General features: G+C 70.6%; 33 protein-coding genes and 1 riboswitch. Of the genes, 18 read left to right on the top strand and 15 right to left on the bottom strand.

The window, feature by feature from the left end:
• Position 1 precedes the first annotated feature (1 nt).
• Genes EDF55_RS06665 through EDF55_RS06625 form a run of 10 tightly spaced genes read left to right on the top strand, consistent with a single transcriptional unit; the run spans position 2 to position 8,885 of the window.
• Positions 2 to 1,690 (top strand): hypothetical protein, encoded by a 1,689-nt coding sequence (locus tag EDF55_RS06665; RefSeq protein WP_123654157.1) that lies wholly within the window; start codon positions 2 to 4, stop codon positions 1,688 to 1,690.
• Positions 1,691 to 1,724: 34 nt separating this feature from the next.
• Entirely contained in the window at positions 1,725 to 2,330 is a 606-nt protein-coding gene (locus EDF55_RS06660) for a hypothetical protein (RefSeq protein WP_123654156.1), read from the top strand.
• Positions 2,330 to 2,707, top strand: a complete 378-nt coding sequence (locus EDF55_RS06655; RefSeq protein ID WP_123654155.1) for a hypothetical protein — start codon at positions 2,330 to 2,332, stop codon at positions 2,705 to 2,707. Before EDF55_RS06660 ends, EDF55_RS06655 begins: the two co-directional genes overlap by 1 nt.
• 3 nt (positions 2,708 to 2,710) lie before the next feature.
• Positions 2,711 to 3,100: a hypothetical protein gene (locus EDF55_RS06650; protein ID WP_123654154.1), complete on the top strand. Its 390-nt coding sequence runs from the start codon at positions 2,711 to 2,713 to the stop codon at positions 3,098 to 3,100.
• A complete protein-coding gene (locus EDF55_RS06645) occupies positions 3,100 to 3,612 on the top strand; it encodes a hypothetical protein (protein WP_123654153.1) in 513 nt (170 codons plus the stop codon). The genes EDF55_RS06650 and EDF55_RS06645 overlap by 1 nt, the downstream gene beginning before the upstream one ends.
• A gap of 2 nt (positions 3,613 to 3,614) precedes the next feature.
• On the top strand, positions 3,615 to 5,165 hold the full coding sequence (locus EDF55_RS18725; protein ID WP_185017195.1) for a hypothetical protein: 1,551 nt from the start codon (positions 3,615 to 3,617) through the stop codon (positions 5,163 to 5,165).
• Positions 5,162 to 6,121: a carbohydrate binding domain-containing protein gene (locus EDF55_RS18720; protein ID WP_185017193.1), complete on the top strand. Its 960-nt coding sequence runs from the start codon at positions 5,162 to 5,164 to the stop codon at positions 6,119 to 6,121. The genes EDF55_RS18725 and EDF55_RS18720 overlap by 4 nt, the downstream gene beginning before the upstream one ends.
• Positions 6,118 to 7,863, top strand: coding sequence for a hypothetical protein (locus EDF55_RS06635; protein ID WP_123654152.1), 1,746 nt, complete (start codon positions 6,118 to 6,120; stop codon positions 7,861 to 7,863). Before EDF55_RS18720 ends, EDF55_RS06635 begins: the two co-directional genes overlap by 4 nt.
• A 9-nt stretch (positions 7,864 to 7,872) precedes the next feature.
• A complete protein-coding gene (locus tag EDF55_RS06630) occupies positions 7,873 to 8,490 on the top strand; it encodes a hypothetical protein (protein WP_123654151.1) in 618 nt (205 codons plus the stop codon).
• Between the two features lie 2 nt (positions 8,491 to 8,492).
• A complete protein-coding gene (locus tag EDF55_RS06625; RefSeq protein WP_123654150.1) occupies positions 8,493 to 8,885 on the top strand; it encodes a DUF2746 domain-containing protein in 393 nt (130 codons plus the stop codon).
• Here the strand turns inward: EDF55_RS06625 and EDF55_RS06620 are convergent.
• On the bottom strand, positions 8,882 to 9,199 hold the full coding sequence (locus tag EDF55_RS06620) for a hypothetical protein (RefSeq protein ID WP_123654149.1): 318 nt from the start codon (positions 9,197 to 9,199) through the stop codon (positions 8,882 to 8,884). The two genes, EDF55_RS06625 and EDF55_RS06620, sit on opposite strands and share 4 nt — an antisense overlap.
• Positions 9,200 to 9,551: 352 nt before the next feature.
• Between EDF55_RS06620 and EDF55_RS06615 the strand changes: the two genes are divergently transcribed.
• Positions 9,552 to 10,013 carry a phage tail protein gene (locus EDF55_RS06615; RefSeq protein ID WP_123654148.1) on the top strand — a complete coding sequence of 154 codons (462 nt, stop codon included), beginning with the start codon at positions 9,552 to 9,554 and terminating at the stop codon, positions 10,011 to 10,013.
• Positions 10,014 to 10,031: 18 nt separating this feature from the next.
• Here the strand turns inward: EDF55_RS06615 and map are convergent, their stop codons facing one another.
• Complete coding sequence (map, locus tag EDF55_RS06610; protein WP_123654147.1) at positions 10,032 to 10,802, bottom strand: type I methionyl aminopeptidase; 771 nt, start codon at positions 10,800 to 10,802, stop codon at positions 10,032 to 10,034.
• 68 nt (positions 10,803 to 10,870) lie between these two features.
• Here map and EDF55_RS06605 point away from each other — a divergent pair, with 68 nt between their 5' ends.
• Positions 10,871 to 11,137: a helix-turn-helix domain-containing protein gene (locus EDF55_RS06605; protein WP_123654146.1), complete on the top strand. Its 267-nt coding sequence runs from the start codon at positions 10,871 to 10,873 to the stop codon at positions 11,135 to 11,137.
• 3 nt (positions 11,138 to 11,140) lie between these two features.
• On the opposite strand, the gene EDF55_RS06600 is transcribed toward EDF55_RS06605, so the two are convergent.
• Together EDF55_RS06600 and EDF55_RS06595 are read right to left on the bottom strand one after the other, a co-directional pair.
• Positions 11,141 to 11,431 carry a HepT-like ribonuclease domain-containing protein gene (locus EDF55_RS06600; protein ID WP_123654145.1) on the bottom strand — a complete coding sequence of 97 codons (291 nt, stop codon included), beginning with the start codon at positions 11,429 to 11,431 and terminating at the stop codon, positions 11,141 to 11,143.
• An 86-nt stretch (positions 11,432 to 11,517) separates the two neighbouring features.
• Positions 11,518 to 11,982 carry a helix-turn-helix domain-containing protein gene (locus tag EDF55_RS06595; RefSeq protein ID WP_123654144.1) on the bottom strand — a complete coding sequence of 155 codons (465 nt, stop codon included), beginning with the start codon at positions 11,980 to 11,982 and terminating at the stop codon, positions 11,518 to 11,520.
• Positions 11,983 to 12,346: 364 nt separating this feature from the next.
• Here EDF55_RS06595 and EDF55_RS06590 point away from each other — a divergent pair, with 364 nt between their 5' ends.
• The gene (locus EDF55_RS06590) at positions 12,347 to 12,691 is read left to right on the top strand and encodes a hypothetical protein (protein ID WP_148079025.1); all 345 of its coding nucleotides are present in this window, start codon (positions 12,347 to 12,349) and stop codon (positions 12,689 to 12,691) included.
• 138 nt (positions 12,692 to 12,829) lie between these two features.
• On the opposite strand, the gene EDF55_RS06585 is transcribed toward EDF55_RS06590, so the two are convergent.
• From EDF55_RS06585 to EDF55_RS06575, 3 genes are all read right to left on the bottom strand, one after another.
• Complete coding sequence (locus EDF55_RS06585) at positions 12,830 to 13,117, bottom strand: hypothetical protein (RefSeq protein ID WP_123654142.1); 288 nt, start codon at positions 13,115 to 13,117, stop codon at positions 12,830 to 12,832.
• A gap of 240 nt (positions 13,118 to 13,357) precedes the next feature.
• Complete coding sequence (locus tag EDF55_RS18715; RefSeq protein WP_185017191.1) at positions 13,358 to 13,975, bottom strand: HD domain-containing protein; 618 nt, start codon at positions 13,973 to 13,975, stop codon at positions 13,358 to 13,360.
• A gap of 77 nt (positions 13,976 to 14,052) precedes the next feature.
• Positions 14,053 to 14,844: an isocitrate lyase/phosphoenolpyruvate mutase family protein gene (locus EDF55_RS06575; protein WP_123654141.1), complete on the bottom strand. Its 792-nt coding sequence runs from the start codon at positions 14,842 to 14,844 to the stop codon at positions 14,053 to 14,055.
• 111 nt (positions 14,845 to 14,955) lie between these two features.
• Between EDF55_RS06575 and EDF55_RS06570 the strand changes: the two genes are divergently transcribed.
• Entirely contained in the window at positions 14,956 to 16,143 is a 1,188-nt protein-coding gene (locus tag EDF55_RS06570; RefSeq protein ID WP_123654140.1) for a MalY/PatB family protein, read from the top strand.
• 29 nt (positions 16,144 to 16,172) lie between these two features.
• On the opposite strand, the gene EDF55_RS06565 is transcribed toward EDF55_RS06570, so the two are convergent.
• From EDF55_RS06565 to EDF55_RS06550, 4 genes are all read right to left on the bottom strand, one after another.
• Positions 16,173 to 16,376, bottom strand: a complete 204-nt coding sequence (locus EDF55_RS06565; RefSeq protein ID WP_123654139.1) for a hypothetical protein — start codon at positions 16,374 to 16,376, stop codon at positions 16,173 to 16,175.
• Between the two features lie 33 nt (positions 16,377 to 16,409).
• Positions 16,410 to 16,865 (bottom strand): GNAT family N-acetyltransferase, encoded by a 456-nt coding sequence (locus EDF55_RS06560; protein ID WP_123654138.1) that lies wholly within the window; start codon positions 16,863 to 16,865, stop codon positions 16,410 to 16,412.
• Between the two features lie 4 nt (positions 16,866 to 16,869).
• On the bottom strand, positions 16,870 to 17,214 hold the full coding sequence (locus EDF55_RS06555; RefSeq protein ID WP_123654137.1) for a hypothetical protein: 345 nt from the start codon (positions 17,212 to 17,214) through the stop codon (positions 16,870 to 16,872).
• 70 nt (positions 17,215 to 17,284) lie between these two features.
• On the bottom strand, positions 17,285 to 17,767 hold the full coding sequence (locus EDF55_RS06550; protein WP_123654136.1) for a GNAT family N-acetyltransferase: 483 nt from the start codon (positions 17,765 to 17,767) through the stop codon (positions 17,285 to 17,287).
• 68 nt (positions 17,768 to 17,835) lie between these two features.
• On the opposite strand from EDF55_RS06550, the gene EDF55_RS06545 reads away from it, so the two are divergent.
• The gene (locus tag EDF55_RS06545) at positions 17,836 to 18,717 is read left to right on the top strand and encodes a LysR substrate-binding domain-containing protein (RefSeq protein ID WP_123654135.1); all 882 of its coding nucleotides are present in this window, start codon (positions 17,836 to 17,838) and stop codon (positions 18,715 to 18,717) included.
• 37 nt (positions 18,718 to 18,754) lie between these two features.
• On the opposite strand, the gene EDF55_RS06540 is transcribed toward EDF55_RS06545, so the two are convergent.
• The 4 genes from EDF55_RS06540 to EDF55_RS06525 are packed head-to-tail and all read right to left on the bottom strand — an operon-like array spanning position 18,755 to position 20,654.
• On the bottom strand, positions 18,755 to 19,009 hold the full coding sequence (locus EDF55_RS06540) for a hypothetical protein (protein WP_123654134.1): 255 nt from the start codon (positions 19,007 to 19,009) through the stop codon (positions 18,755 to 18,757).
• Positions 19,006 to 19,488 (bottom strand): FBP domain-containing protein, encoded by a 483-nt coding sequence (locus EDF55_RS06535; RefSeq protein WP_123654133.1) that lies wholly within the window; start codon positions 19,486 to 19,488, stop codon positions 19,006 to 19,008. The genes EDF55_RS06540 and EDF55_RS06535 overlap by 4 nt, the downstream gene beginning before the upstream one ends.
• A gap of 40 nt (positions 19,489 to 19,528) precedes the next feature.
• On the bottom strand, positions 19,529 to 20,266 hold the full coding sequence (locus tag EDF55_RS06530; RefSeq protein WP_123654132.1) for a M56 family metallopeptidase: 738 nt from the start codon (positions 20,264 to 20,266) through the stop codon (positions 19,529 to 19,531).
• A 13-nt stretch (positions 20,267 to 20,279) separates the two neighbouring features.
• On the bottom strand, positions 20,280 to 20,654 hold the full coding sequence (locus EDF55_RS06525) for a BlaI/MecI/CopY family transcriptional regulator (protein WP_123654131.1): 375 nt from the start codon (positions 20,652 to 20,654) through the stop codon (positions 20,280 to 20,282).
• Between the two features lie 97 nt (positions 20,655 to 20,751).
• Positions 20,752 to 20,857, top strand: a riboswitch (glycine riboswitch).
• A gap of 187 nt (positions 20,858 to 21,044) precedes the next feature.
• Here EDF55_RS06525 and gcvT point away from each other — a divergent pair.
• From gcvT to gcvP, 3 genes are read left to right on the top strand one after another with little or no spacing between them, the layout of a single operon-like run.
• Entirely contained in the window at positions 21,045 to 22,160 is a 1,116-nt protein-coding gene (gene gcvT / locus EDF55_RS06520; protein ID WP_123654130.1) for a glycine cleavage system aminomethyltransferase GcvT, read from the top strand.
• 5 nt (positions 22,161 to 22,165) lie between these two features.
• Positions 22,166 to 22,543 (top strand): glycine cleavage system protein GcvH, encoded by a 378-nt coding sequence (gene gcvH / locus EDF55_RS06515; RefSeq protein ID WP_123654129.1) that lies wholly within the window; start codon positions 22,166 to 22,168, stop codon positions 22,541 to 22,543.
• Positions 22,540 to 25,458: an aminomethyl-transferring glycine dehydrogenase gene (gene gcvP, locus EDF55_RS06510; RefSeq protein WP_123654128.1), complete on the top strand. Its 2,919-nt coding sequence runs from the start codon at positions 22,540 to 22,542 to the stop codon at positions 25,456 to 25,458. Before gcvH ends, gcvP begins: the two co-directional genes overlap by 4 nt.
• Positions 25,459 to 25,800 lie beyond the last annotated feature (342 nt).

Here is a 25,800-nt window from a genome sequence, read left to right as displayed (position 1 = left end):
CATGACCGACGTACTGATCGAGGCGGGGACGCTCCAGGCCTCCGCCGACGACCGGACAATCTCCGGCCTCCTCGTGCCGTTCGGCGTCCAGGGGAACACGAACCTCGGCAAGTTCACCGTCGAGGCCGGCGCGTTCACGCTGCCGAAGGACCCCTCGGTCGTGACCCTGAACGTGCAGCACGACCGGGAGACCCCCGTCGGCCGCGCCACGCTCCTCGCAGAGCACTCGGACGGCATCCACGGCACGTTCCGCTTCGCGGACACCGACGAGGGCGACCAGGCCCTCACCGACTTCCGCGCCGGCTCGCGCACGAACCTCTCCGTCGAGGCGAAGGGCATCGTCCTCCGCGCCGGCAAGGCGCTCGCGGGCCGCATCTTCGGTGCGTCCGTCGTGGAGAAGGGCGCGTTCCCCGGCGCAGCGCTCATGGCCGCGGACGCGGGCGAGCTGCCCGAGGACGTCGAGCCCCTGACGCCCGACGAGACCGACGCGACGACCACCGAGGACACCTCCGTGGACGAGCAGGGCAACGCCACGAAGACCGTGACGACCAAGAAGACCGAGACCGCTGCCGACGGCACGGTCACCGAGACCACCACGACGACCACCGTCGCGGTCACCCCGCCGGTACAGCCGGACGACACCAACCAGGAGGCCGACGTGCCGAACGCAACCGTCCCGGGGACGCTGAACGCAGCGGCTCCCACCGAGAAGAAGGGCCTGTCCAAGTCGCAGGTCTTCGCCCTCATGAGCGCCCGCCGCAGCGGCACGCTCCGCGGCGACCAGACCCTCATGGCCTCGCTGGGCGAGGCGATGGGTACGCCCGAGCACTCGCTCTTCGCGGCGCTCTCGGACGTCAAGTACGACGGCACCGGTGGCCTCACCACCGGCATCGCGCTCCCGACGTGGATCGGTGAGGTCTGGGACGGGAACAGCTACTTCCAGAAGTTCCTGCCGCTCTTCGGTCACGCCGACCTGAACGCCCTCGACTTCAAGGGCTACAAGTGGCTCACGAAGCCGACCGGTGGCACCTGGGCCGGCAACAAGTCCGCGGTCCCCTCGAACGCTCCGAAGTTCCAGGCCGTCACCGGCACCGCCTCCCGGTTCGCCGGGGCGCACGACATCGCTCGAGAGTTCCAGGACCTCCGCGCGTTCGGTGACCTCTCGTTCTTCGAGGCGTACTACGCCGCGATGGCCGAGTCCTACGCGCAGTGGGCCGACGAGACGATCGTGCTCGACGCGATCCTGGACGAGGCGACCGCGATGGAGGCCGACAACCCGGCCGGCCTCTCGATCGGCGCCGGCTTCTCCGCGATCATCGACGGCGCCGCCGCCGTGGTCGAGGCCAACGCGACCCCGACCTTCGCGCTCGTGGAGACCGGTCTGTGGAAGCAGATCGCGAAGACCCCGCAGCAGGACGTCCTCGGCTACCTGAACGCGAGCCTGTCGCTCACCGGGCAGGAGGGCGAGCTGGACTCGTTCACCATCCGCGCGACGAACAAGCTCGGCGCGGGCCAGGTCCTCGTCGGCGCTCGTGAGGCCGCGACGGTCTACGAGCTGCCGGGTGCCCCGATCCGCGTGGACGCCCTCGACGTCGCCAACGGCGGCATCGACTCCGGCCTCTACGGCTACGCCGGCGTCCTCGTGAACAAGGCCGACGCGCTCCAGCTCGTCAGCCCGTACACCGCCTGACGCGCACCGCGCACCGACTGAGAGAGGAGGGGACATGCACTACGTGATCGGAGACCACCCGGCCGATGCGCTGGAGGTCGACGTGAGCGAGGCTGGCCCCTCCTCGCTCTACGGCACCGCGAGCGCCAAGCTCTACAAGCCGGACGGCACGGTGGCCGTGGACTTCGGCGTGCTGCCGGTGCTGGGCGACGGCGTGCTCCACGCGCCGTTCGGCGCGACCAGCCCGTTCACCGTCGCCGGCCTCCACGAGGTCCGCGTCGTGCTCACGACCGGCACGGGCGACACGCTCCGCTCCGAGACCATCGCGACGGAGCCCGTCGTCGTGGAGGCGCCGGACGGCTGGCACACACTCGACTCCGCGCGCGACGACTGGCGGGACGCCCCGGTGGGCGACCCGGCGCTCTTCGCCGTGCTGGAGTCCGCGAAGGACCAGTGCCTCGCGTTCGCGCCGGCCGTGGACATCGTGCCGGCCCGCTACCGGCAGGCGCAGCTGATGCAGGCTCGCGCCCTGTGGAACAGCGGGCACGTCAACTCCGACGGCGCGCTCGGCGGCGGTGACCTCACGGTCACCGTGTTCCCGATGGACTGGACCGTGAAGAACCTCCTCCGTCCCAAGCGCGCGATCGGGGCGATCTTCTGATGGCGACCGCACGCGAACAGATCACCGAGGCCGTCGCACCGCTCCTGCCGAAGACGTGGAAGCTCGTGCCCTACCTCGACTCCGTCGACCAGCTCTCGCAGGTCACCGTCATGCTCCACGCGACGACCATCGCGCCGCACCCCGTGACCCCGCTGGGCGAGTTCGAGCTGACCTTCGAGGCCACCGTCCTCGACCCGCAGAAGGACCCCGCGCGCGTCTGGGACGCGCTGGACGACGAGGTCCTGGAGGCGGTCGCCGCGCTCAACTCCGTCGAGGGCCTTCGAGTCCAGACGGCCGAGGCCGTCGCGGTGAGCGGCACCTTCGGGTGGAACGTCACCTTCACCGTCCCCTACACCCGCACCGACTCCGAGGAGTAACCCGTGTCCACCATCTTCATGAAGGACGTGACGTTCACCGTCGCGGACCACGACTACGCCGCGCAGCTCTCCAGCTGCACGCTGACCCCGAACACCGCCACGGCGACGTGGGCCGGGTTCAACGGCGCGACGGCGAAGAACACCGCCGCCGCCGACTGGCAGGCGGACCTGACCTTCGGGCAGGACTGGAGCGCCGACGGCTTCTCGCGCTACCTCTACGAGCACGAGGGCGACGAGGTCGAGGTCGAGTTCGCACCGAAGGACGGCGGTCCCTCGTTCACCGCGACCGTGACGCTCACCCCGGGCTCCGCGGGCGGCGCCGTGAACGCCTACGCCGAGTCCACGGTGTCGCTCCCGATCGACGGCAAGCCGGTCCTCAGCCCCGCCGCCTGATGCTCCAGATTGACGCCCGGAACAGCGACGAGCTCCGCGCGGTGCTCATCGCTCTCCGGGCGATCGATCAGACCATCGCGAAGCGGATCCGGAAGTACACCGCGAGCGAGCTGGCCCCGGAGTGGCAGGAAGCCGTCCGGGGCCGGTCGGTCACGCGGCTGGAGGTCGTGGCGCTCGGCAACACGGCGCGGGCCTCGGTCTCCTCGAACAACGTCAGCCTGAAGGCGGCGACTGTCGGGCGCCGGCTGACCCGCGGCTTCGACCCCAAGTCGATGTACGCGGGCGTTGAGTTCGGCGCGAACCGCGGCGAGAAGACCACCTACCAGGCGACCAGCTCGCGCGGGAAGGCCTTCTCGGTCACCCGCCGCACGAAGGCGCAGCTCCCGCTCCGTCGCCGTGCCGGCCCCGTCTACAAGTCGGCCGCGGACATGATCCCGCGGGCCGCAGCCCTCTGGACGCAGATCACCGTCCGATCCATCGCAGAAGCCGCCGAAGGCGTGAAGGGAGACTGACCGTGGCGATCAACATCAAGATCGGTGCGAACGCCTCCGACGCGATCCGCGAGGCGAAGCGGACCGGGGACGCGATCGACTCGATCGGTGACACCCTGGACGACCTCGCTCGAGACTCGGCGCGCAGCAGCCGCGAGGCCGCGCGCTCGCTGGACGACATCCCCGACGCCGTCCGGGACGCCGCAAGCGACGTCGACCGGCAGTCCCGGAAGCTCGGCACCGACCTCGCGGACGGCGTCGACCACGGGACGGAGCAGGCCGAGGACTCGGTCAAGGCCCTGGAGAAGACGTTCAAGCAGAGCGTCCGCGACATGGCCCGCACCGACGGCAAGGGCGGCATCGGGACGAACCTCTCGGACGACGTCCGGAAGGGCACGCACGAGGCCGGCGAGTCCGTCAGCACGTTCAAGGACGAGGCGAAGGCGAACCTCTCCGAGGTCTCCTCCTCGTTCACCGGCGACATGCAGTCCGTTGTGGACCTCGTGCAGGGCACGCTCGGCGGCGTCGTCGCGGACCTCGGTCCGATCGGCCTCGCGGCCGGTGCACTCGCGGCGGTCGGCGTGGGCCTCATCGGCGCCGCGATCCAGAGCGCGGGCGAGGACGAGGAGGTCTTCCGCCAGCGCGTGAGCGACCTCGCGACCGACCTGATCGAGACCGGCCGCACCGGGTCCGCGAGCCTCGCGCACATCGGGGACGCGCTGAAGGACATGGCGACGACGACCGATGACGGGTCGACCTCACTGAAGGACCTCCGCGCCGCGGCCGAGCGCTCCGGCGAGTCCTACAAGGACCTCGCGCAGGCCGCGGCCGGCCACACCGACGCGATCGCCAAGCAGATCAAGCGCGCCGAGGAGCAGAAGACCGCGTGGCAGCAGAGCGGGCAGGCGATCCTGGAGGCCGACGACGCGCTCGGCTCCAGCTCGAACAACCGCACGAAGGCGCTGGACGACTACATCGCGTACCTCCGGCAGGCGCAGAAGGCGTCCAAGGACGCCGCGACCGAGCAGAAGAACTTCGCGGAGGCCGGCGGTCCGGCGCTCCAGCAGGCCGCGGAGGCGACGCAGAACTACGCCGACGGGGTGCAGGACGCCTACGCGCAGGCCGGCTCCTCGATCGAGGACTACGTCAAGGACGGGAAGTTCAACCTCCAGGCGTACACCGACAACGCGAAGACCCAGTTCGAGGCGATTCAGAGCTACCAGTCGAACATGGTCACGCTCTCGCAGACGCTCTCCTCGCAGGCGCTCCAGTACGTCGAGAGCCTGGGCCCGGACGCGGCGCCGGCTATCGCTGCCTTCGTGAAGGCTCCGCTCGCGCAGCAGAAGGCGACCGCGGATGTGTGGGACAAGCTCGGCAGCACGAGCGGCACGTCCTACAACAACAGCCTCCAGGGCCAGCTCAACGCGAGCCCCGCGAGCAAGACCGTCAACGTGACCGCGGACCTCTCCGCGTTCAACGCGGACATGGCCTACGCGACCCGACTTCGAGAGGCGCACATCCGCGTCTACACCGACAACATGGGCGGGACTCGCCAGGGAATGGGTGTGCCGTGAGCAGCAGCTTCACCAGCAGCGAGGCGATCAGCTCGATCACGCACGCATGGGCCGGCGCGGCGAATGCCTCGGCGTCGATCGAGTACACCGACGGCGTCGAGACGCGTCGGAACCAGATCCTGAACCCGGGCTTCGAGGCGAACCTGACCTACTGGAGCACGTCTGCCGGCTACGGCACGACGACGCGCGACACCACTGTCCTCCATTCCGGCACCGCGTCCGCGAAGTTCGTGGCGCCGGTCGGAACGCAGGCGCTGGGTCTCTCGTACAGCGGGACGATGCCTCCGGTCACGCCGGGGCAGGCCTACACGCTGAGCTACTGGGCGATGGTCCCGGCCGACCTCACCGCGACGTACACGACGGTCGTGAGCTACTACGACGCGAACACCACCTACGTGTCGTCGCAGTTCGCCCCGACGCAGCTCACGACCGCGACCGACTGGACGCGCGTGTCCGTCGCCCTCGTGGTGCCGGCGAATGCCGTGAAGATCAGCTTCGCGCTCCTCAACTCGCAGAGCACGAAGGCCACCGTCGCGGAAGTGATCTACGTCGATGACGTGATCTTCCAGGCCGGCGACACCGCGCTCGACTACTTCGACGGCAGCACGCCAACGACGTACGTCTACCCGCAGGTGACCCCGCGCCTCGTGACGCAGTGGAACGCGAGCGCGACGACCCGGCACATCGTGCACGAAGTGCTCGGCAACCCGTGGCCGGACGTCACCGTGCAGCCGGCCGGACCCCGCTCCGGGACGATGGCGGCGATCTTCGAGAGCGAGGACGACGCGGTCGCGCTCTACACGATGCTCACCGGCACGACGGTCGTTCTCTTCTCCGACGACTCGACCTCGTTCCCGACGATGCGGTTCCTGGCGAACGGGCAGATCACGATTCAGCAGGACGCCCCGGCCCGGACCGTGTGGGCCGTCACCTTCTCGTACATGGAGGTCCAGTGACTGTCCGGACCCTGACCCCGACCGCGGTCCTGAACGTCGGGGCCGCGAAGTACCCGCTCGACGTGAAGACCGCCTCGATCACCGTGGACGAGGGGTTCAGCCCGTACGTCTCCGCGACCCTGACAATCGCGCACCCGGGCCTGACGATCATGGCGCTGATCGACCCGACGGCCACGCCGCGGCGCACGGTCACGCTGACCGCTGTGCAGGGCGGTGACGCGTCGGGCACGGTGACCATGACCCTGAACCTCACCGCGCGGCAGATCGTGGCCGAGAGCGGCGAGGTCGGCCTGAACATCGCGAACGACGAGGCGCGCCTTCAGGACTACAGCCCCGCGAGCCCGCAGAGCCTCGTCGCGAGCACGTACCAGGCGTCCGTCCGGGCGATCGTGAACCGAGTGCTGACCGTGGCTCTCGGCGCGACGACGACGGCGACCGTCGTGTCCGGCGTGGACGTCCCGTTCAAGACCTACGCCGACGCGCAGAACCTCATGCCGAACGGCAACTTCGAGGTCTCGAGCGGGCAGTGGACGGCGGTCGCGTGCACCCTCGCGCAGGTCACGACGTGGAAGCAGACCGGCACCTACTCGCTCCGGATCACCCCGAACAGCACGGCCACGGGCTCCTACGCCTCGCTCGCGCTCAACCTCACGCCCGGGCAGACCTACACGATGCAGGCCTACCTCCGCGTCGGGGTCGCGCTCACCGGCACCCTGAACGGGGACGCGCTGAAGCTCCAGGCGACGGCGACCCTGAGCGGCGTGACCCGGATCGTGGCGCGTTCGAACGCTGGGACGAACACCCTGAACACGACGAGCGTGCTGACGATGACCTGGACCGTGCCCGCGCTGGCCGAGTCCTCGACGGTCCGGCTGATCAACGGCGCGACCAACTCCAGCGCGAACAACCTCGTCTACTTCGACGCGGTCACGATCTTCGAGGGCGACGGCACCGACACGAACGGGACCGCCCTGGTCTACTTCGACGGCGACACCCCGGACACGGCGGAGTACCGCTACGACTGGGACGGGGACGCCGGCCTGTCCTCCTCGACCCGGACCGCCCTCGTGCAGCGCGAGGCGGACACGCTCGTCTGGCAGCCCGGGACGAACGCGATGGAGTTCCTGCAGCCGATCCTCCAGACCGTCGGGCTCCGGCTCTTCCAAGACATCGGCGGCGCGTGGAAGCTCGCGGACAACGGCTACCGGGACGTGTCGCAGCAGACCCGCGTGGCCTACGGCTACAACCTGTACCGGGCGACGGACCTCGTGAGCCGGACCGCCTCGCAGACCGACGACCTCCCGCTCTTCGCGGACGCCGTCGTGCTCCGGTACACGTGGGAGGACTCGATCACCGGGGCGACGAAGACCGCCTCGGACATCGCAGCGCCGGCCGGGTTCACGAAGCCCTACGTCCTGGAGCTGACCGACACCCCGTTCCCGGGCGCCGGCCGCGCGGCCTACCTCCTCGGTCGGCTGAAGGCGCGCACCCGTCAGCTCGTCGTCGTCGGCGCGATCGACGTGAACGCGCGGCCCGGGCAGGACGCGGTGATCACCACGCTCGACGGCGGCGTGCAGACCGGCTACGTGGACGCGATCACGTGGGACCTCGGCGCAGACGAGATGACCGTCACGACGAAGGCCCTCATCGCCGTCACGTCGGGCTCGATCGGGAACGCCCCGGCAGGACAGACCATCGGCTCGGTCGGCCCCACGACCACCATCGCCGGCTACACGAACTAGGAGCAGATCATGGCAGTAGGAGACGCCGCTGGCGCGGCTGGGCTGAAGACGTACGCGGACTCGCTCCTCGTGACGGACATGGACGTGGCCCTGAACCAGCGCGGGGACGACATCGCCGCGGACCGGACCCGGCTGACCGCCCTGGAGAAGGCGGCGATCAAGACCCCCAAGTTCGCCGTCACCCGCTCGACCAACGGGCAGAACATCGCGCACGCGACCTGGACGCAGCTCACCGCGGGCGCGTGGGCGAGCCCGACGAAGAACGTCGGCGGGTTCACCTGGAGCGGCGGCGTGCTCACGATCCCGCGCGCCGGGGTCTATCAGGTGCTTCTGCACGCGATGTACCGCTCGAACGACTTCGCGAAGGCGGAGGCGGAGGTCACTCGCAACTCGACCAGCGTGGACACGACGGCCACGATCGCCGCCGACGCGTGGGGCGGCGACCGGCCGACGACCGGCTACAGCATCAACACGGCTGTGAACGCGCAGCGGCTCCTCGTGCCGCTGAACGCGGGCGACCTCCTCCGGTGCTACACGATGCAGGAGAACGTGGACAGCAACACCGTCACCCTCGGGCACTGGGCCTTCGACCTGACGTTCGACGTCGTGTGGGTGGACGAGCTGTGACCATGTGGGACGTCGTCGGGAAGCTCGTGGACGACCCCTTCAGCCGGTGGGTCGCCCTCGTGATCTTCGCCGTCGTGCTCGCGGTGCTCGTGTTCCTGTACCTCCGGAAGCGGTTCCGGGCGCTGGGCGAGGACCTGGGCGTGGTGAAGCACGAGGTCAAGAACGACCACAAGACGAACCTCCGGGTCGAGTCCGACGAGCGCCACGAGGAGAACAGCGGGAAGCTCGACACCGCGCTCCGGATGATCGCGACCATGCAGGAGTCGCTGGGCCGGGTCTACGACAAGGCCGAAGCGATCGAGCAGTCGGTCGGGGTGCTGGCCGGCCGGGTGACGACGCTGGAGGACACGACCCCCGGGCGCCCGTTCCAGGCCGGCCGGCACCGCGACGGCTAGAGGTCCGCGAGCGTCGGTAGGTCTTGGACTCCCAGACGCTTCAGCTCTCCGCGGCTCTCGAATTCGTCCACGATCGCGTCGAGGTACTTCGCGGGGATGATGTGTCGGCTGTCGTTCAAGATGCTCACGGGCTCGAACCCGTCAGCCTTCACGACGTTCAGAATGATGTCGTCGAGGTCCCACCAGCCGGCCTGCCGGTTCGCGCCAGTCGCGAATGCGATCACGAAGTCCGGCGAGTACCACCCGCGCTCCTTCAGGAACTTCCGTGTTGGGCCGTCGTACTTCCGCGCGGGCTTGCGTTCGATGCTCGTCACGACTCGACTCCCGTCGATCGGTCGAGGTTGGTCCGGTTGATCCAGTGCCCGCGAGGCCGTCCAGCGGGGCAGAAGTAGTCGAGTTGCCGGTGACTGGACAGCGAGAGCCGCGGATCGCTTCGCTCCGCAAGGGAGACGGGGACATGGTGGGTGGGGCAGAGAGTTTCGCTCATGTCCGCAGTCTCCACACGACCACCGATACCGCGGGTAACGTTTCGGTAACGGAGGTCTAACGGTGACGACACGTGGTGGAGTTCCGCTTCAACAACTGACCCGTGGCTGCGCACGAGCACTTCGGGGTCGGCGCCTGCCGGTTCGATTGAATCGTCCGCATCGGCGGTACCGTTGCGCCATGACGTACAGGGTCGACTTCGTCGATGTCTCCACGACAGGCCTCGAGACCTCCCCGGTCGCCGAAGCGCTCGCCGGCCTCCGCGCGAACGAGGCCCGGTACTACAAGAACAAGTACGACCACGTGTTCGTCACGAGCACCGCGGACGAGGCGCCCGAGGTCGTGGCGTACGTGGCGAAGGTGCTCGACGACGAGCGCGGCATCGTGATCGCGTCGCCGGCACTCGAGGTCTCCGCCTTCGAGGTCGGGGGACTCCGCATGGCCTACGTCTTCTACGAGTCCGGCCTGGCGATCAACGTGATGTACGCCATCGAGGACGGCGGCAAGCGTGCGGTCGGGTTCAAGCTCTCGCTCGGGATGGACGTGCCCGAGGAGCTGTCGGCGTTCAAGTTCGCGCGGCAGCGGTCGAAGCTCGCGGGTGAGATCCGCGGCTCCTACTTCGTCGTCAAGGGCACGTACTGATCAGCGGTTTCGCGCCGGTCAGCCTCGGAGCGTCAGGACCTCGGCGCCGTCCTCGGTGATCGCGATCGTGTGCTCACTGTGCGCCGTCCGTGCGCCCGTCGCGCTCCGGAGGGTCCAACCGTCGTCGTCCGTGACGAGGACGTCGGTGTCCGCCATCACCCACGGTTCGAGCGCGAGCAGGAGCCCTGGTCGGAGCGTGTAGCCCCGTCCGGGGCGGCCGTCGTTCGCGATGTGCGGGTCGCCGTGCATGGTCGAGCCGACACCGTGGCCGCCGAACTCCAGGTTGATCGGGTAGCCGGCCTCGTGCAGGACCGCACCGATCGCCGACGACAGGTCGCCGATCTTCGCGCCGGGCACTGCGGCGGCGATGCCTGCGGCGAGGGCCCGCTCGGTGGTCTCGATCATCGCGAGGTCTTCCGGCACCGCTGCCGTCCCGACGACGAAGCTGACGGCGGAGTCCGCGACGACGCCGTCGAGCGAGACCGCGAGGTCGAGCGTCAGGAGGTCTCCGTCGCGGAGCACCTGGTCGCGGGGGAGCCCGTGCAGGACCGCGTCGTTCACCGATGTGCAGATGTAGTGGCCGAAGGGACCCCGGCCGAACGACGGCGCGTAGTCGACGTAGCAGGACTCCGCGCCGGCCTCGAGGATCATCGCCTTCGCCCACCGGTCGATGTCGAGGAGGTTCGTCCCGACCCGCGCCCGCCCCTGGAGTGCGTGCAGGATCCGGCCGACGAGGGCACCGACCGCTCGTGCGCGGGGGAGTTCGTCCGGCGTGAAGATCTCGATCATGTGCTGCGTTCCGTCCGTGCTGCCAATAACTATCCCGGCAAGACTATACCGGTACTAGTATCGGTCGCATGGTCCGCCTGCCGCTCACTCCCGCTGACGTCGAACGCGGTCAGCGCCTCGGTGCACTGCTCCGTCGGGCTCGTGGTGAGCGGTCGATGCTCGAGGTCGCGCTCGACGCGGGAGTCTCGCCGGAGACGTTGCGGAAGATCGAGACCGGTCGCGTGGCCACTCCGGCCTTCCCGACGATCGCTGCGATCGCGGACGTCCTCGGGCTCTCCCTCGACGAGGTGTGGACCGAGATCAGCGCTGCGTCGCGCTCCGCACTCGCCTCCTGACGGTCAATCGATCACCGCGAGGATGACCTGCGGTATCCGTTGTTCGATCACGTCCCAGACGATCTCCGCGCGTGCGGAACGGTAGTCGTGGGACAGGATTTTCCGAGTCTTGCGGACCGCGGCGAGTGACAGCGCGGATGGCAGCCGTGCCGCGCGGTCATCCGGAAGCCGACCGAGCAAGTCGTCGAAGTGGATGATCACCGCTTCTGCTGCCCGGTAGGTGAGGCTCCGCGGGACACTGAAGGCATCGCGTCCGAGCTCGACGATCTGTGCGCACTCGGAGAGCAGATCCACGAAGCTCTCCTGGAGTGCGGGCCAGCGGTCGGGTGTCGCGGAGTCGGTTCCGACGCCGACCCGCGGTCTCCTCGTGAAGGAGCCGGTCACAGGGGGACCGCTTGGTCTCGGACGTGGGAGAAGTGCTCGTCGAAGGTCTGGTCCTCGGTGAGGATGTCGACCTCGAACCCGGTGAGCTGCTCGACCGCATCCGCGAACCCCCCGAGGTCGAACAACGATGCCCCCGGCTCCAGCGACACGAGCAGGTCGATGTCGCTGTGCTCGTTGTCCTCGCCGCGGACAGTCGATCCGAACACGCGCACGTTCGACAGGTGGAACCGTCCTGCCTCTGCACGGATCACGTCAGCGAAGAGCTCCAAGGGGATGCTCGGCCGCAGACGGGCTGCGGCCAGGAGTCGTTGCAGTGTCTCCGGTCGCGGACGCTTCCGTCCACTCTCGTACGCCGAGATGGTCGGCTGCTGCATACCGGCGGCGCGTGCGAGGTCCGTCTGGGACATGCCGATGTCCTCACGAGCGAACTTGATGAGCTCAGATGACCGGTCGAGCAACATGCGCGCCTCCCTATAGCCGAGGACTATATCCGACCGAAACTGCCGGAGTGCCGCCGGATGCAACCGTCGCGGAAGATCGAGACCGGTCGTGCCCCAACCCTCGCCGGGGATGCGACAGTGCGTACACGTTTGCGCTGCGCTTTCGCCTGCGTGATGTCGCCCCGAGGCATTCGTGCGCATCGAGCGACATCCCGCTGCCGAATGCGTTGCGCAATTGGCTGGAGGTTGTCGCTTTCCTCGCAGAGACCCGCACCGCCGCACACGCACACCCGCCGGCCCGGAGCGCAGCGCACCGCAGCCCACCCCGCCTCATCCACCGAACGCATCCACTGGGCGTGCACGGAACCGCCGTGCATACCGTCACGTGGGGAGGTGGAACGTGAAGTACATCAACTACGACGGCAGCGTCATCATGACCGGCGACCTCATCGCCGAAGCGCTCGCTGACTACGCGGCGGTACTCGGAGCGAACGGGCGCACGGACACGGTCCACGTGCCAACGGTCGGAGCGGACGGCGCGATCGAGACGACCACGGTGCTGGTCGGCCCCGCGAGTGAACTCGTCCTGACCCCGGCGCCCGAGGACGAACTCGACCTGGAGGACCAGGCGTTCATCCGGCGGCTCCGCGACGCCGCAGCGGGAGCGGGCCCCGATCGCCCGCTCAACGCCGACGGCCGGACTCCGTTCGAAGGAGCCGACGGCCCCTGAGCCGCGGTGGCTACCCCGATCGCATCGAGACGCCCCACGAACGACGAAACGCCGCCGGAATCGGCGGCGTTTCGTGTGTTCAGCGGCGTCTCGTGGCCAATGGGGTGCCAGGCAACCCAGGCACCGAGGCCGAGCGGCTCAGGCCGCGAGCGCGAGCTCCGAACGACGGATGCTCGCCGCCTGGAGCAGGGTGCGGCTCGACTCGCCGAGCCACGGGCGGCCGGGGACGGTCCAGCCGGCCTCGCCGTCGACCTCGACACGGGTGCCGGGGGTGACGAAGAGGTCGAGCACGTCGACGGGCACGCGCACGAGGTACTCGCGCTGGGTGCCGGCGTCCCGCACGGGGAACTCTGCGATGCGGTCAGGGGAGATGACGGGTGCCGCGGTGGCGGTCCCGAGGATGGTGATTCGTTCGTTGCTGGTCATGGTTGTTGCTTTCTCGTCTTCTGGCGGCCCACGCTGCGGTCCGACGGACGACTGAGTCGCGTCGGTCGCGTGTGGTGGGCACGCGCACGTCGGCATTCGACGTGCTGCTCGGCCTGGTCCGGAGTACGGACGTGCGGCGGAGCGGTGGTCTCGTGGGAATGCGACTCGGGTGAGTCGGCTTCGAGACGGTTCGGTGTGCGCGAGTCAGATGGGTTCGCTGCAATGCACCAAACAAGAACTCTACACGACGTCCCGCAGGAAGTCCATCCACCGATCGTCACCGGCGAGGACGTTGCCCGATCCGTCGAGCCGAGCCGCCGCCGACCCGGGCTTGCGCACGGCCTGGTCGTGCACGAGCGCGTGGAACGACCCGGAGAAGTCGAGCCGCGGAACGGCCGCCGTGACCGCGCGGAGATCGGCGGGTGACCAGCGCGGGAAGCCGGCGCCGGAGACGTCGAGGGAGGTGGCGACCTCGAGCAGGTGCCCCTCGAGGTCGAGTACCGGGTCGACGGAGGGCCACATGTGCCGCTCGATGACCTCGCCGACACGACGGGCTCGTTCGCCGCTCCAGCCCGCACCGACTGCGAACACGCTGCCGACGGCGCCGCCCGCGTCCTCGAACGGGACGGTGTGGGCGTCGAAGGACTGTGTCACGCCGAGGTCGTGCAGCATCGTCGCGACGAAGAGCAGCTCACGGTCCGGGTCGAGGGACTCCGCCGTGGCCAGCAGGGATGCCCACGCCCACGAGCGCAGGCAGTGGTTGACGAGCGCCGGCGTGCACCAGGCACGCGCGACCTCGAGCGCCCGTGCGGCGACGGGTGACGGGGGAGTGAGCAGCGCGTCGACATCGAGACCCATGGGCCGACCGTACCGGTCGCACATCGGACGGGAGGCCCGTGGCGACTCCGCCACGGGCCTCCCGTCCGTCTGCTGGTTCAGTTCAGGGTCGGGGTGTCCTCCGGCACGACGCCACCGTCGTACAGGTCGGTCGCCAGGTCGCGGAGTGCCCGGAGCGCGACGCGCTGGGTGAGAGGCCCGTAGGAGATGCGGGCGACGCCGAGTGCCTCGTACTCGGCCGCGGGCAGGGCGCCGGGCAGGCCGATCACGGAGAGCTTCCCGCGGCCGAGCCCCTCGACGAGCCGCTCCACGACGTCACGCTGGATCGCACCCGGGACGAACACGAGCGGTGCGCCGGCGTCCAGGAACGCCTTGCCGCGGGCGATCGCGTCCGCAATGCTCTCGTCGATCGGGCGGTCCCCGCCGCGGGCGATGGCGTCCGTGCGGGCGTTCAGCTGGAACGGCACGCCCTCCTGCTCCGCGGCCTTCGTGATCGCGGCGACACGGGCGACGGCCTCGTCGAACGGGCGGAGGCGGTCCTCGACGTTCGCGCCGACGATGCCGAATCCGATCGCACGACGGATCGTCTCCGCCGGGTCCTCGTACCCGTCGTCGAGGTCGGCGGACACCGGCAGGTCGACGGCCTCGGCGACGATCCGGGCGCCCTGGAGCGCCAGGTCGAGGGGCATCCCGCCGTCCTCGTACCCGTAGGACGCGGCGATCGAGTGCCCGGCGGTCGCGATGGCCCTGGTCTCCGGCAGTGCCGCGACCGTCTTCGCGCTGATCGCGTCCCACACGTTCACGACGCGCAGGATCTCGGGTGCCTGGTGGAGGGTCTGCAGCGTCGACGCCTTGTCGGCGGTGCTACTGCTCGTTGTGCTGCTGGTCATGGGACCGACAGTAGGCCGACGGGGTGGCCACCGGCCCCAGCGCGGGCCGCAGACGACGCTCGATGACATCCGGACTCGCGCCGCGCCTCCCGGTCGGTGCATCCTGAGGGCATGGCGAACGACGAGGAGGACCCGGTCGGCACGCTCCGCGGGGTCCGGACGAGCATCAAGTGGACGCGGTACGCGCCCGACGTGCTGCCCCTGTTCGTCGCCGAGATGGACCACGAGGTCGCTCCGGAGATCCGGCAGGCGCTCGTCGAGCGCGTGCAGCAGTCCGACCTCGGGTACCTCGACGGGCCAGGCCCGCTGGCACCGGCCTTCGCCGCGTTCGCCCGGGACCGCTGGGGCTGGGACGTCGACCCCGCCCGCGTGTACCTCGCCACCGACGTCAGCGTCGGCATCGTGGAGACCCTGCGGCTCGCGCTGCCCGACGGCGGCCGCGTCGCGATCACCCCGCCGGTGTACCCGCCGTTCTTCGAGCTCATCGAAGAGGCCCGATGTCAGGTGGAAGAGGTCCCGCTCACGGAGCGCTGGGGCGTCTACCGGCTCGACCTCGAGGGGCTCGAGCGTGCCTTCGCCTCCGGAGTCCGCGTCTTCCTGCTCTGCAACCCGCACAACCCGATCGGGCTCGTCCACGACCGGTCCGACCTGGAGGCCCTGGCGTCGCTGGCCGCGAAGTACGACGTGCTGGTCGTCTCGGACGAGATCCACGCACCGCTGACCCACCCGGGCGTGCAGTTCACCCCGTTCGCGTCGATCGCTTCCGAGGCGGGGGCGCGGAGCGTCTGCGTCACCTCGGCGAGCAAGGGGTGGAACCTCGCCGGCGTGAAGTGCTCCGTCATCGTGGCCGGCGACGCTGCGACCGCCGAACTCCTCGACACCCTCTGGGAGGAGGTCGCCTGCCGGACGAGCATCCTCGGGCTGCACGCGAACCTCGCGGCGTTCTCGCTCGCCGTCGGGTGGCTCGACGACGTCATCGACCGGATCGTGGCGAACGACCGGCTGCTCGCGAAGCTCCTCGCCGAGCACCTGCCCGGCGTCGTGTACGCACGGCCGCGCGCGGGGTACCTGGCGTGGCTCGACTTCCGGGGGATCGGGCTCGGCGACGACCCGGCCGTGCAGCTCCGGGAGCACGCGTTCGTCGCGCTGAACTCCGGGGTGCCGTTCGGCTCCGAGGGGCGGGGCTTCGCCCGGATCAACCTGGCGTGCTCGCCGGACACCCTGCGCGAGGCGGTGCTGCGGATCGCGGCGGCCTACCCGTCGAGCGCGCAGGAGGCCGTGGTCTGGCACGTCGCCTGACCGCGGCGCGCTGAGGGGCGAGCGGGCCGTCAGGCGTCGAGGAACTGGTTGCGGCCGACGACCCGGATGTGGATGTCGACCTCACGGGACGGCACCTCTTCGGTGAGGGCCACCCATTCGCGGGCGACGAAGCCCACGGCGGGCCAGCGTGTGACCTGGGTCACGAGGAACCCGTCGATGAACACCTGCCACATGCCCTCGTCGCGGACGGCCTGGACCTCGTGCGTCGCCATGCGCCGAGCGTAGCAAGCGCACCCGCGGCGGGGTCAGCCGACGCGCTTGGCGTAGTACCGCAGCAGCGGCGTCTCGCCCGACGGCTTCGACCAGTCCGCGAGCCCGGTCCCGGTGAGCCGCCAGCCGCGCCGCTCGTAGAGGCGCCAGGCAGCCGGGGTCTCCTCCGTGACGTCGAGCCGGATGTGCGGACCCGGCGCGAACCGCTCGGCGGCGTCGAGCAGGCCGTCGGCCAGCCCGCGGGAGCGGTGCGAGGGATCGACGAAGAGCCGGGTGACCTCGGGCATCCGCCCGGGGCCGGGGACGGCGATGCCGACGTGGCCGACGATGCGGTCGTCGTCGACCGCGACCCAGGCGCCGAGGAGGCCCTCGGGGCAGAGCCACGCGCGCGGGTCGTCGGGCCAGGTGGCCGGGTAGCCGTCGGTGTGGACGCGCCAGAGCACCTCGACGAGGGTGTCCAGGTCGGCGTCGGTGCGTTCGGTGATCCGCATGTCCTCAGGCACTGTCGGCCGACTCCTGCGATCCGTCAGCAGGACGGTCGGATCGGTCGTCGAAGAAGTCGGCGGCGCGGAACGCGAACAGCAGGATCGAGACGAGGGACCCGACGACGAACCAGACGATGTCGCCGCTGGTCGGACTGGCGACGGCGGTGCGTCCGAAGAGCAGTCCGATCGCGATGACGAAGTTCGCCATGCCCCAGACCACGTTCGTCCGTGCGGACGAGTACCGGCCGAACGGGGTGCGGAACACCAGCCCCGCCGAGCCCGCCACGAAGTGCGGCATGCCGTTCAGCAGTGCCAGCCCAGCGACGGCGAACAGCACGACCCCGACGATCCCCATGCGCTCACCCTACGGGCTGGACGAGCCAGAGGGACGGCCGAGCCCGGGGGACGGCCGTGCCCGGGGGCGGTCAGAGTTCGAGCGCCATGGCGACGTCGGCGCGCACGTACGGGCTCGCATGCCGTTCCTCGGGGCCGAGGTGCCGGAACCCGGTGGTCTCGTAGAGGTGCACGGCGCTCGCCAGCGCGGAGTTCGTCTCGAGCACGAGCCGTCGCGCACCCACGGCGCGGGCGCGGTCGATCGCGTACTGGATGAGTCGACGGCCGGTGCCGTGACCCTGGTGGTCGGCCGCGACGGCCATCTTCACGAGCTCGTACTCGCCGTCGCCGACGGGCATGATGCCGACGCACCCGACGACGGCATCGTCCATCCGGGCGACGAAGACCGCGCCGCCGGGTTCGACGATCTGGCCGACGGGGTCGCCGAGGAGCTTGCGGTCCTCGTCCTCGAGCGTGAAGAAGCGTTCGATCCACGCTTCGTTCAGTGTCCGGAAGGCGTCGGCGTCGGCGGCCGAGGCCATGTCGCTGATGGTGACGGATGCGGTGTCGGGCATGGTCCCATCCTCGGTCCACGACGAAGTCACGTCCAATACTCGTTCGCGACCATCGATACGCTGGATGCATGGATCACCTGGACGTCGACCTCCGCCAGCTCCGTGCGTTCCTCGCGGTCGCCGACGCGCTGCACTTCGGCCGCGCGGCCGAGGCCCTGCACATCGCCCAGCCCGCGCTCTCGCAGCAGATCCGGCGCACCGAACGCGCGCTGGGCGTCGACCTGTTCGCCCGGACGTCCAGGAGCGTGGCGCTGACACCGGCCGGGCGCGTGCTCCAGGGCCGCGCGCGCTCGCTCCTCGCCCAGGCGGAGCGGGACCTCGACGAGGCCGTGCGGGTGGGGCGCGGGGAGGCCGGTCGGCTCGACGTGGGCTTCGTGGTCTCGGCGCTGCCGCTCGGCCCGATCGAGCGCGTGCAACGGTTCCGGGAGCGCCACCCGCTGGTCCGCGTGGAGCTCACCGAGGGCTACACGTCCCGGCTCCTCGCGCGCATCGTCCGCGGCGAGCTCGACCTGGCGATCGTCCGCGACCCCGACCCGACCGAGGGTGTGCGGCTGCGGCCGTTCCGGAGCGAGCCGTTCGTCGCCGCGGTCCCGCTCGGGCACAGGTTCGCCCACCGGACCTCGATCGCGGGGTGGGAACTGCTCGACGACCCGTTCGTGTTCTTCCCCGCCGAGGCCGGGGCCGTCGCGACCGAGCGGAACCTGGCGCCGGTTGTCCGGGACGGCCGGGTGCCGGAGGTCGTGCAGGAGGCAACGACCTGGGCGACGGTGCTCCACCTGGTCGGCGCTGGTCTCGGCGTCACCGTCGCTCCGGCGAGTGCGACCCTGGCCGCGCCCGAGACGGTCGTGCTCCTGCCGCTCACGGGGGAGCACCGCAGCGAACTCTGCTGGGCGGCGCGTGCCGACGACGACCGCGAGATCCTCCGCAACTTCGTCGCGGCGGCGGACTGAGCGTCGCCGCGGACTGGCCGGCTGACCGGCGCCCCGGCTACGCCGGCAGGACCGGTGCGCGGTGGTCGCCGAGCTCGTCGACGCGCCACGGTCGTGCCCCGGTGAGCGCGAGCCCGAGCTGCGTCAGCGCGAACGACACGTGCGGCTCGACGTCCGGGTCCCACGGCCCTTCGACCCCGATCCCGAACGCCCCGAGTTCATCATCGGCCTCATCGTGCAGGGCGAGGCGCCAGCGCCCGTCACCCTGTTCCTCGACGACGACCCAGCGTGCCGTGCTGAAGCGTCCGGTCACGCCGTCTTCATGATGTCGGCCGTGAAGTTCTGGACACGCTGCAGCAGGGCCTCGCCGCGCATCGCGATCGTCGCCGGCGGGTTCAGGTGGGGCGGCGCGGTGCGGATGAGGAGCGGGCAGCCGAGGTCCTCGCAGATGTAGGTGCCGATCGTGTTGCCGTTCCGGCCGGACTCACCGGCACGCGCCGCGGAGAACAGGCGCACCTGGGTCGCGGGCTGCGGGGAGTGGCAGAACGAGCACATCGCGGCGATCCCGGGGCGGAGCGATCCACCGGCGGAGCGCACGACGATGCCGACGGCTCGTCCGTCGATCCAGGACACGATGTACCCGCGGCGCGCGGCCTGCGGGTCCCGCCAGCCGAGGAACTCGCGGTCGTCCCAGAGCATCTCGTGGAGTCCGGGGATCGGGAGCTGTGCGAGTTCGTCCTGGGTGGCGTTGACGAACGACGAACGGATGTCTGCTTCGGTCAGTGGCTTCACGGTGAGAACACCATATGCCTCGCCTCCGACAGGTGTCCGTTCACCTCAGCCGGGAGGCTCGGATCGCCGCGAGCGCGCTCGTCTCGTCCGCCACCAGCACGGCCCGGCGCACCGCGTCACGTCCGATGCGGCGTGCGGCCGCGTCGTCGGCCGCGAACTCGACGAGGACGCGCGTCGAGCGCGCCATGGCGCGTGCACCCGGGATCCACGGGACCGCGCGCTCGATCGACTCCGCGACCGCGACGACGGCCGCGTGGCGCTGGTGCAGGTGCGCTCGTTCGTGGGCGACCACGGCCTCCAGTTCGTCCGTCCGCAACCGGTCTGCGAGACCGGAGCTGACGAGGACGCCGCCACTTCGCCCCGGCACTGCGCAGGCCAGGGCGTGTTCGGCCTCCACCACGGCGACGAGGGTGCCGTCGATCTCCCGGTGCGGGGCGGCACCGGAGCGCATCGCCTCCTTGACGGCCCGGTGCTCGGAACCGGGACGGACCCGCACGGCGATGACGAACGCCAGGACTGCGATGAGCGCGACCCCGATGTTCAGGCCGTGTGAGGGGGAGTCGCCGAGCGCGAACGGATAGGTGAAAGGCCGGTTCGCCGTCACCACGAGCGTGATGCCCGCGACGAACGCGAGCGCGCCGAGGACGACCGCGAGCGACCACGAGATCAGCGCGGTGCGCGGCCGGTCGATCGTCCAGGCGGACCTCGTCAGGATCCGTGGCGCGAGGGCGACGACCGCCAGCGCGAGCACGATGAGGACGACGCCGGTGACCACCACGGGAGGGGGACCGTCAGGAGCGGGCGCGGGCGTCGAGGGCGCGGCGCAGGACGTCGAGGTCGTCCGAGGCCAGCGAACCCGTGAACTGGAGGAGTGCGGCTTCCCGGTCGGAGGCGGCCGCCAGTGCGGTCGACATCAACGACGCGGTCTGCTCTTCACGCGAGTGGGTGGCACGGAACGTCAGTGCGGCGTCCGCGTGCTCCTGCCGTTCCACCGCGCCCTTGCGGCCCAGGCGGTCGAGCACGGTGAGGACGGTCGTGAGTGCGGGACGGGGTTCCGGGAAGGCATCCAGCACCTGTCGTGCCGTCAGCCCGCCGTCGGCGGACCAGAGCGCGTCGAGCACCGCCTGCTCGAGCTGCCCGCGGGGGCGCTGTCTCTGTCCTGCCACGTGGCCACTCTACGAGATGTCGAACCGGTGGCACGGTTCACATGCCCGTAACGCGATCTCGGTAAGATCTCCGCGGACAACAGAACATCGAGGCCGATCACCCGCCGCGGGAGACGCCGCCCGCCGTCGCTCGTCGACGGCCGAGCGGCACCGAAGGAGCATCCTCCCCGCCAATCTCTCAGGTCCAACACCGCAGCGGACAGGCCACTCTGAAAAGCAGACGCCCGTGCTCCATCGGGGCCGGTCGTCTCGCCCACGGTGAAAGCCGCGGACCTCACGGGCCGCGGTGAAACTCTCAGGCCCATGACAGAGGGGGAGTTCCACCCGGCGATCGTCGTCGGGTGCCGCCCGGCGCTGGCCGGGCCCTGCGCACGCCAGGAGAACTCCGCAATGTCCTCATCCCTCCGTTCGTCCCCGCTCGAAGCGGCGCACGAGTCGGCCGGTGCCACGTTCACCGACTTCGCCGGCTACCGCATGCCGGTCCGGTACTCGTCCGACCTCGCCGAGCACCACGCCGTCCGCCAGGCCGCGGGTGTCTTCGACCTCTCGCACATGGCGGAGATCGGCGTCACCGGCCCCGACTCCGTGGCCTTCCTCGACCACGCGCTCGCCGGGGCGTTCGGCGCGATGACCGTCGGCCGCGCGAAGTACTCGCTCCTGCTCGAGGAGACGGGCGGGATCCTCGACGACCTCGTCGTCTACCGGGTGTCCGAGCACTCGTACCTCGTCGTCGCGAACGCCGCCAACCGTGCCGTCGCCGTGTCCGCGCTGCAGGAACGCGCCGCGGGCTTCGACGTGCAGGTCAGCGACGACTCCGACACCACCGCGCTCGTCGCGATCCAGGGCCCCGCGGCGGCCGGGACGCTCGACGAACTCGTGGTGGAGGACCGGCTGCAGCCCGAGTCGCCGCTCGACGAGCTCCGCTACTACCGGGTGCTGCACGCGATGTTCGACGGCGCCGAGGTGCTCGTCGCCCGGACCGGGTACACCGGCGAGGACGGCTTCGAGATCTACAGCGACCCCGACGTCGCGCCGGCGATCTGGGACGCGCTGCTCGACGCCGGTGCGCCGCGTGGCGTGGTGCCCGCCGGGCTCGCCGCGCGCGACACCCTGCGCCTCGAGGCCGGGATGCCGCTCTACGGGCACGAGCTCACGGTGTCCACCCGCCCGGCGCAGGCCGGACTCGGCCGGGTCGTCGCGAAGGACGGGGCGTTCGTCGGTTCGTCGGGTGTCGAGCCCGCGGACGACGCCCCCGTGCTCGTCGGCCTCGTGATGGAGGGCCGCCGTGCCGCTCGCGCCGGGTACCAGGTGCTGCTCGACGGCACGGTCGTCGGCTCCGTGACCTCCGGCGCGCTCTCGCCGACGCTCGGGCACCCCGTCGCGATGGCGTTCGTCGACCCGTCCGCCGCCACCGGGGGACAACTCCTCCACATCGACGTCCGCGGAACGGCCATCCCCGCCACCGTCACCGCGTTCCCCTTCTACCGCCGCCCCGCGAAAGGCTGATCCCCATGACCGACCAGACCGCTCTGCAGTACACCAAGGACCACGAGTGGCTCCTCGTCGAGGGTGACGTCGTCACCGTCGGCATCACCGACCACGCCGCCGAGCAGCTCGGTGACGTCGTCTACGTCGAGCTGCCCGCCGTCGGCACCACCGCGACCGCCGGGGACCAGCTCGGTGAGATCGAGTCGACCAAGAGCGTCGGTGAGCTCTTCGCCCCCATCGAGGGTGAGGTCATCGAGGTCAACGACGCCGTCGTCGACGCCCCCGACACGGTCAACCAGGACCCGTTCGGCGCCGGCTGGCTCGTGAAGATCAAGGTCGAGGGCACCTCCTTCCCCGAGGACCTGATGGACCACGACGCGTACCGGGCGTCCATCGCATGACGGACACCGACCTGAACCTCCAGACCACGTTCGCGGACCGGCACATCGGGACCACCCCGGCCGACCAGCGCGTCATGCTCGAGACCGTCGGGCACAGCTCGCTCGACGAACTCGTCCGCGCCGCGATCCCGGCCGCGATCCACGCGGCACCCGTCGCGTCGTCGTCGATCCCGGCGGCGATCGGCGAGACCGAGGCGCTCGCCGAACTCCGCACGGCAGCGTCCCGGAACACCGTCCACCGCGCGATGATCGGCCTCGGGTACTACGGCACCCACACGCCCGCCGTGATCCAGCGCAACGTGCTCGAGAACCCGAGCTGGTACACGGCCTACACGCCGTACCAGCCCGAGATCTCGCAGGGGCGCCTCGAAGCGCTCATCAACTTCCAGACGATGGTCGCCGACCTGACCGGCATGGCCACGGCCGGCGCCTCGATGCTCGACGAGGGCACGGCCGTGGTCGAGGGCATGCTCCTCGCCCGGCGCGCGTCCAAGGTGAAGGGCGACGCGTTCCTCGTCGACACCGACCTGCTGCCGCAGACGCGCGCGCTGCTCGAACACCGCGCGGAAGCCGTCGGCATCACCCTGCGTGCGTTCGACGCCGTCGCCGGGCCGTCCGACGACCAGCTCGACGGGGCGTTCGGCGTTGTGCTGCAGTACCCGGGTGCCTCCGGACACGTCGTCGACCCGTCCTCGACCATCGAGCGCGTCCACGCGGGCGGCGGGATCGCTGTGGTCGCGGCGGACCTCCTCGCGATGACGCTCCTCGCGAGCCCGGGCGACCTCGGCGCGGACGTCGCCGTCGGCACGTCACAGCGGTTCGGCGTCCCGCTCGGCTTCGGCGGCCCACACGCCGGGTACCTCGCCGTCCGCGCCGGGCTCGAGCGCCAGCTGCCCGGCCGCCTCGTCGGGGTGTCCTTCGACGCTGCCGGCGGGATGGCCTACCGGCTCAGCCTGCAGACCCGCGAGCAGCACATCCGCCGTGAGAAGGCGACCTCGAACATCTGCACCGCGCAGGTGCTCCTCGCCGTGATGGCCTCGATGTACGCGGTCTACCACGGGCCCGAAGGGTTGCGGTTCATCGCGAACCGCGTGGCCCGCACGGCGACGGCGCTCGCCGATGCCGCTCGTGCCGCCGACGTGCGTGTCGTCCACGACGCGTTCTTCGACACCGTCACGCTCAGCATGCCCGGGCGGGCCGAGGCGGTCGTCAGCGCTGCCCACGACGCCGGCTACCTGCTCCACCTCGTCGACGCCGACACCGTGCTGGCCTCCGTCGACGAGACGACCACGCCCGACGACGTCCGTGTGCTGGCGAGCCTCCTCGCCGGTGGCACCGGTCCGGACCAGCGTGCGGTCGAGACCGCCGTGGCGGACGCGGCCCCGAGCCTCCCGTCCGACCTGCTGCGGCAGAGCGAGTACCTGACGCACCCCGTGTTCAGCTCCCACCGGAGCGAGACCCGGATGATGCGCTACCTCAAGCACCTCGCCGACAAGGACTACGCGCTCGACCGCGGCATGATCCCGCTCGGCAGCTGCACGATGAAGCTCAACGCCGCAACCGAGATGGCGGCGGTGACCTGGCCGGAGTTCGCGAACATCCACCCGTTCGCCCCGCGCTCCGACGTCGAGGGCTACCTCGGCATGATCAGCGACCTCGAGACCTGGCTCGCCGAGGTCACCGGGTACGACACCGTCTCCGTCCAGCCGAACGCCGGCAGCCAGGGCGAGCTCGCGGGGCTCCTCGCGATCCGCGGGTACCACCGGTCCCGTGGCGACGAGGCCCGAACGGTCTGCCTCATCCCGTCGAGCGCGCACGGCACGAACGCCGCGTCGGCGGTGCTCGCCGGCATGAAGGTCGTCGTGGTCGCCTGCGACGAGAACGGCAACGTCGAGCTCGCGGACCTCCGCACCCGCGTGGCCGAGCACGCCGACGCACTCGCCGCGCTGATGATCACGTACCCGTCGACCCACGGCGTGTACGAGCACGACATCCGCGAGATCTGCGACGCGGTGCACGACGCGGGCGGTCAGGTCTACGTCGACGGGGCGAACCTCAACGCACTCCTCGGGCACGCGCGGTTCGGGGACTTCGGCGGCGACGTCTCGCACCTCAACCTACACAAGACGTTCTGCATCCCGCACGGCGGCGGCGGCCCGGGCGTCGGTCCGGTCGCGGCGAAGGCGCACCTCGCGCCGTTCCTGCCCGGTCACCCGATGGCCCAGGACGAGGACCGCCGGCCGGGGTCGACCTCGGGCGGGCGCCTGGCGCACGCCGGCGGTCCCGTCTCGGCGGCGCCGTACGGCAGCCCGAGCATCCTCCCGATCACGTGGACGTACGTCCGCATGATGGGGCTCGACGGCCTGACCCGTGCGACGGAGACCGCGGTGCTCGGGGCGAACTACATCGCCGCACGACTCCGTGACGCCTTCCCGGTGCTCTACACGGGGGAGTCCGGCCTCGTCGCGCACGAGTGCATCCTCGACCTCCGACCGCTCCGCGACGCCACCGGCATCACCGTGGACGACGTCGCGAAGCGCCTGGTGGACTACGGCTTCCACGCGCCGACCATGTCGTTCCCGGTCGCCGGCACGCTGATGGTGGAGCCGACCGAGAGCGAAGACCTCGCCGAACTCGACCGCTTCGTCGACGCGATGCTCGCCATCCGCGCCGAGGCCGCCGCCGTCGAACGCGGGGAATGGCCCGCGGACGACAACCCGCTCGTCGGGGCGCCGCACACGGCCGCGTCGGTGATCTCGGGGGAGTGGACGCACGCCTACACGCGGGAGCAGGCGGTGTACCCGCTGCCGGGCATCGCGGAGCGGAAGTACTGGCCGCCGGTGCGCCGCATCGACCAGGCGTACGGGGACCGCAACCTGGTCTGCGCGTGCCCGCCGATCGAGGCGTTCGCGTAGGCCGCAGCCGCACGACCACGGAAGGCCCGGAGCCCCTCGGCTCCGGGCCTTCCGCGCGCCCGGTGCGGGCCGCCGATGTCGCTGCGCAGCCCGGGCTTCCGGCGCCCGCCGACCCCGAACGACATGGTCGCTGTCGTACGACGACCACTTCGTCACCGGTTGTGCGCGCCGGTACTTGCGTGCGCGTTCGGACGACATGGTCGCTGTCGTACGACAGCGAGGTCGTCGTTTCGAGTCCGCCCGCCCCGCGCCGCCGCCGCCCGCCCGCCGCCCGCGCCGCCGCGCCCCGCGCCAGTGGAGCGGTCCTTTCGTCCAGGGGATGGATCGTTGCGTCCAGCGACC

Source organism: Curtobacterium sp. ZW137, assembly GCF_003762905.1.
In the GTDB taxonomy this organism is placed as follows: domain Bacteria; phylum Actinomycetota; class Actinomycetes; order Actinomycetales; family Microbacteriaceae; genus Curtobacterium.
The sequence above is the reverse complement of the archived record's forward strand: the minus strand, read 5'-3'. Positions and strand labels throughout refer to the sequence as shown.

Bases quoted from the DNA above. Each gene is read 5' to 3' on its own strand.
- gcvP (WP_123654128.1), top strand. From the start codon at position 22,540: ATGACGGACACCGACCTGAACCTCCAGACCACGTTCGCGGACCGGCAC.
- EDF55_RS06630 (WP_123654151.1), top strand. From the start codon at position 7,873: ATGGCAGTAGGAGACGCCGCTGGCGCGGCTGGGCTGAAGACGTACGCG.
- EDF55_RS06605 (WP_123654146.1), top strand. From the start codon at position 10,871: ATGGTCCGCCTGCCGCTCACTCCCGCTGACGTCGAACGCGGTCAGCGC.
- EDF55_RS06575 (WP_123654141.1), bottom strand. From the start codon at position 14,844: ATGACCAGCAGCACAACGAGCAGTAGCACCGCCGACAAGGCGTCGACG.
- EDF55_RS06585 (WP_123654142.1), bottom strand. From the start codon at position 13,117: ATGACCAGCAACGAACGAATCACCATCCTCGGGACCGCCACCGCGGCA.
- EDF55_RS06665 (WP_123654157.1), top strand. From the start codon at position 2: ATGACCGACGTACTGATCGAGGCGGGGACGCTCCAGGCCTCCGCCGAC.
- EDF55_RS06615 (WP_123654148.1), top strand. From the start codon at position 9,552: ATGACGTACAGGGTCGACTTCGTCGATGTCTCCACGACAGGCCTCGAG.
- EDF55_RS06545 (WP_123654135.1), top strand. From the start codon at position 17,836: ATGGATCACCTGGACGTCGACCTCCGCCAGCTCCGTGCGTTCCTCGCG.
- EDF55_RS06555 (WP_123654137.1), bottom strand. From the start codon at position 17,214: ATGGGGATCGTCGGGGTCGTGCTGTTCGCCGTCGCTGGGCTGGCACTG.
- EDF55_RS06570 (WP_123654140.1), top strand. From the start codon at position 14,956: ATGGCGAACGACGAGGAGGACCCGGTCGGCACGCTCCGCGGGGTCCGG.
- gcvT (WP_123654130.1), top strand. From the start codon at position 21,045: ATGTCCTCATCCCTCCGTTCGTCCCCGCTCGAAGCGGCGCACGAGTCG.
- EDF55_RS06560 (WP_123654138.1), bottom strand. From the start codon at position 16,865: ATGCGGATCACCGAACGCACCGACGCCGACCTGGACACCCTCGTCGAG.
- EDF55_RS06550 (WP_123654136.1), bottom strand. From the start codon at position 17,767: ATGCCCGACACCGCATCCGTCACCATCAGCGACATGGCCTCGGCCGCC.
- EDF55_RS06565 (WP_123654139.1), bottom strand. From the start codon at position 16,376: ATGGCGACGCACGAGGTCCAGGCCGTCCGCGACGAGGGCATGTGGCAG.
- EDF55_RS06655 (WP_123654155.1), top strand. From the start codon at position 2,330: ATGGCGACCGCACGCGAACAGATCACCGAGGCCGTCGCACCGCTCCTG.
- EDF55_RS06595 (WP_123654144.1), bottom strand. From the start codon at position 11,982: ATGTTGCTCGACCGGTCATCTGAGCTCATCAAGTTCGCTCGTGAGGAC.
- gcvH (WP_123654129.1), top strand. From the start codon at position 22,166: ATGACCGACCAGACCGCTCTGCAGTACACCAAGGACCACGAGTGGCTC.
- EDF55_RS18715 (WP_185017191.1), bottom strand. From the start codon at position 13,975: ATGGGTCTCGATGTCGACGCGCTGCTCACTCCCCCGTCACCCGTCGCC.
- EDF55_RS06660 (WP_123654156.1), top strand. From the start codon at position 1,725: ATGCACTACGTGATCGGAGACCACCCGGCCGATGCGCTGGAGGTCGAC.
- map (WP_123654147.1), bottom strand. From the start codon at position 10,802: ATGATCGAGATCTTCACGCCGGACGAACTCCCCCGCGCACGAGCGGTC.
- EDF55_RS06645 (WP_123654153.1), top strand. From the start codon at position 3,100: ATGCTCCAGATTGACGCCCGGAACAGCGACGAGCTCCGCGCGGTGCTC.
- EDF55_RS06625 (WP_123654150.1), top strand. From the start codon at position 8,493: ATGTGGGACGTCGTCGGGAAGCTCGTGGACGACCCCTTCAGCCGGTGG.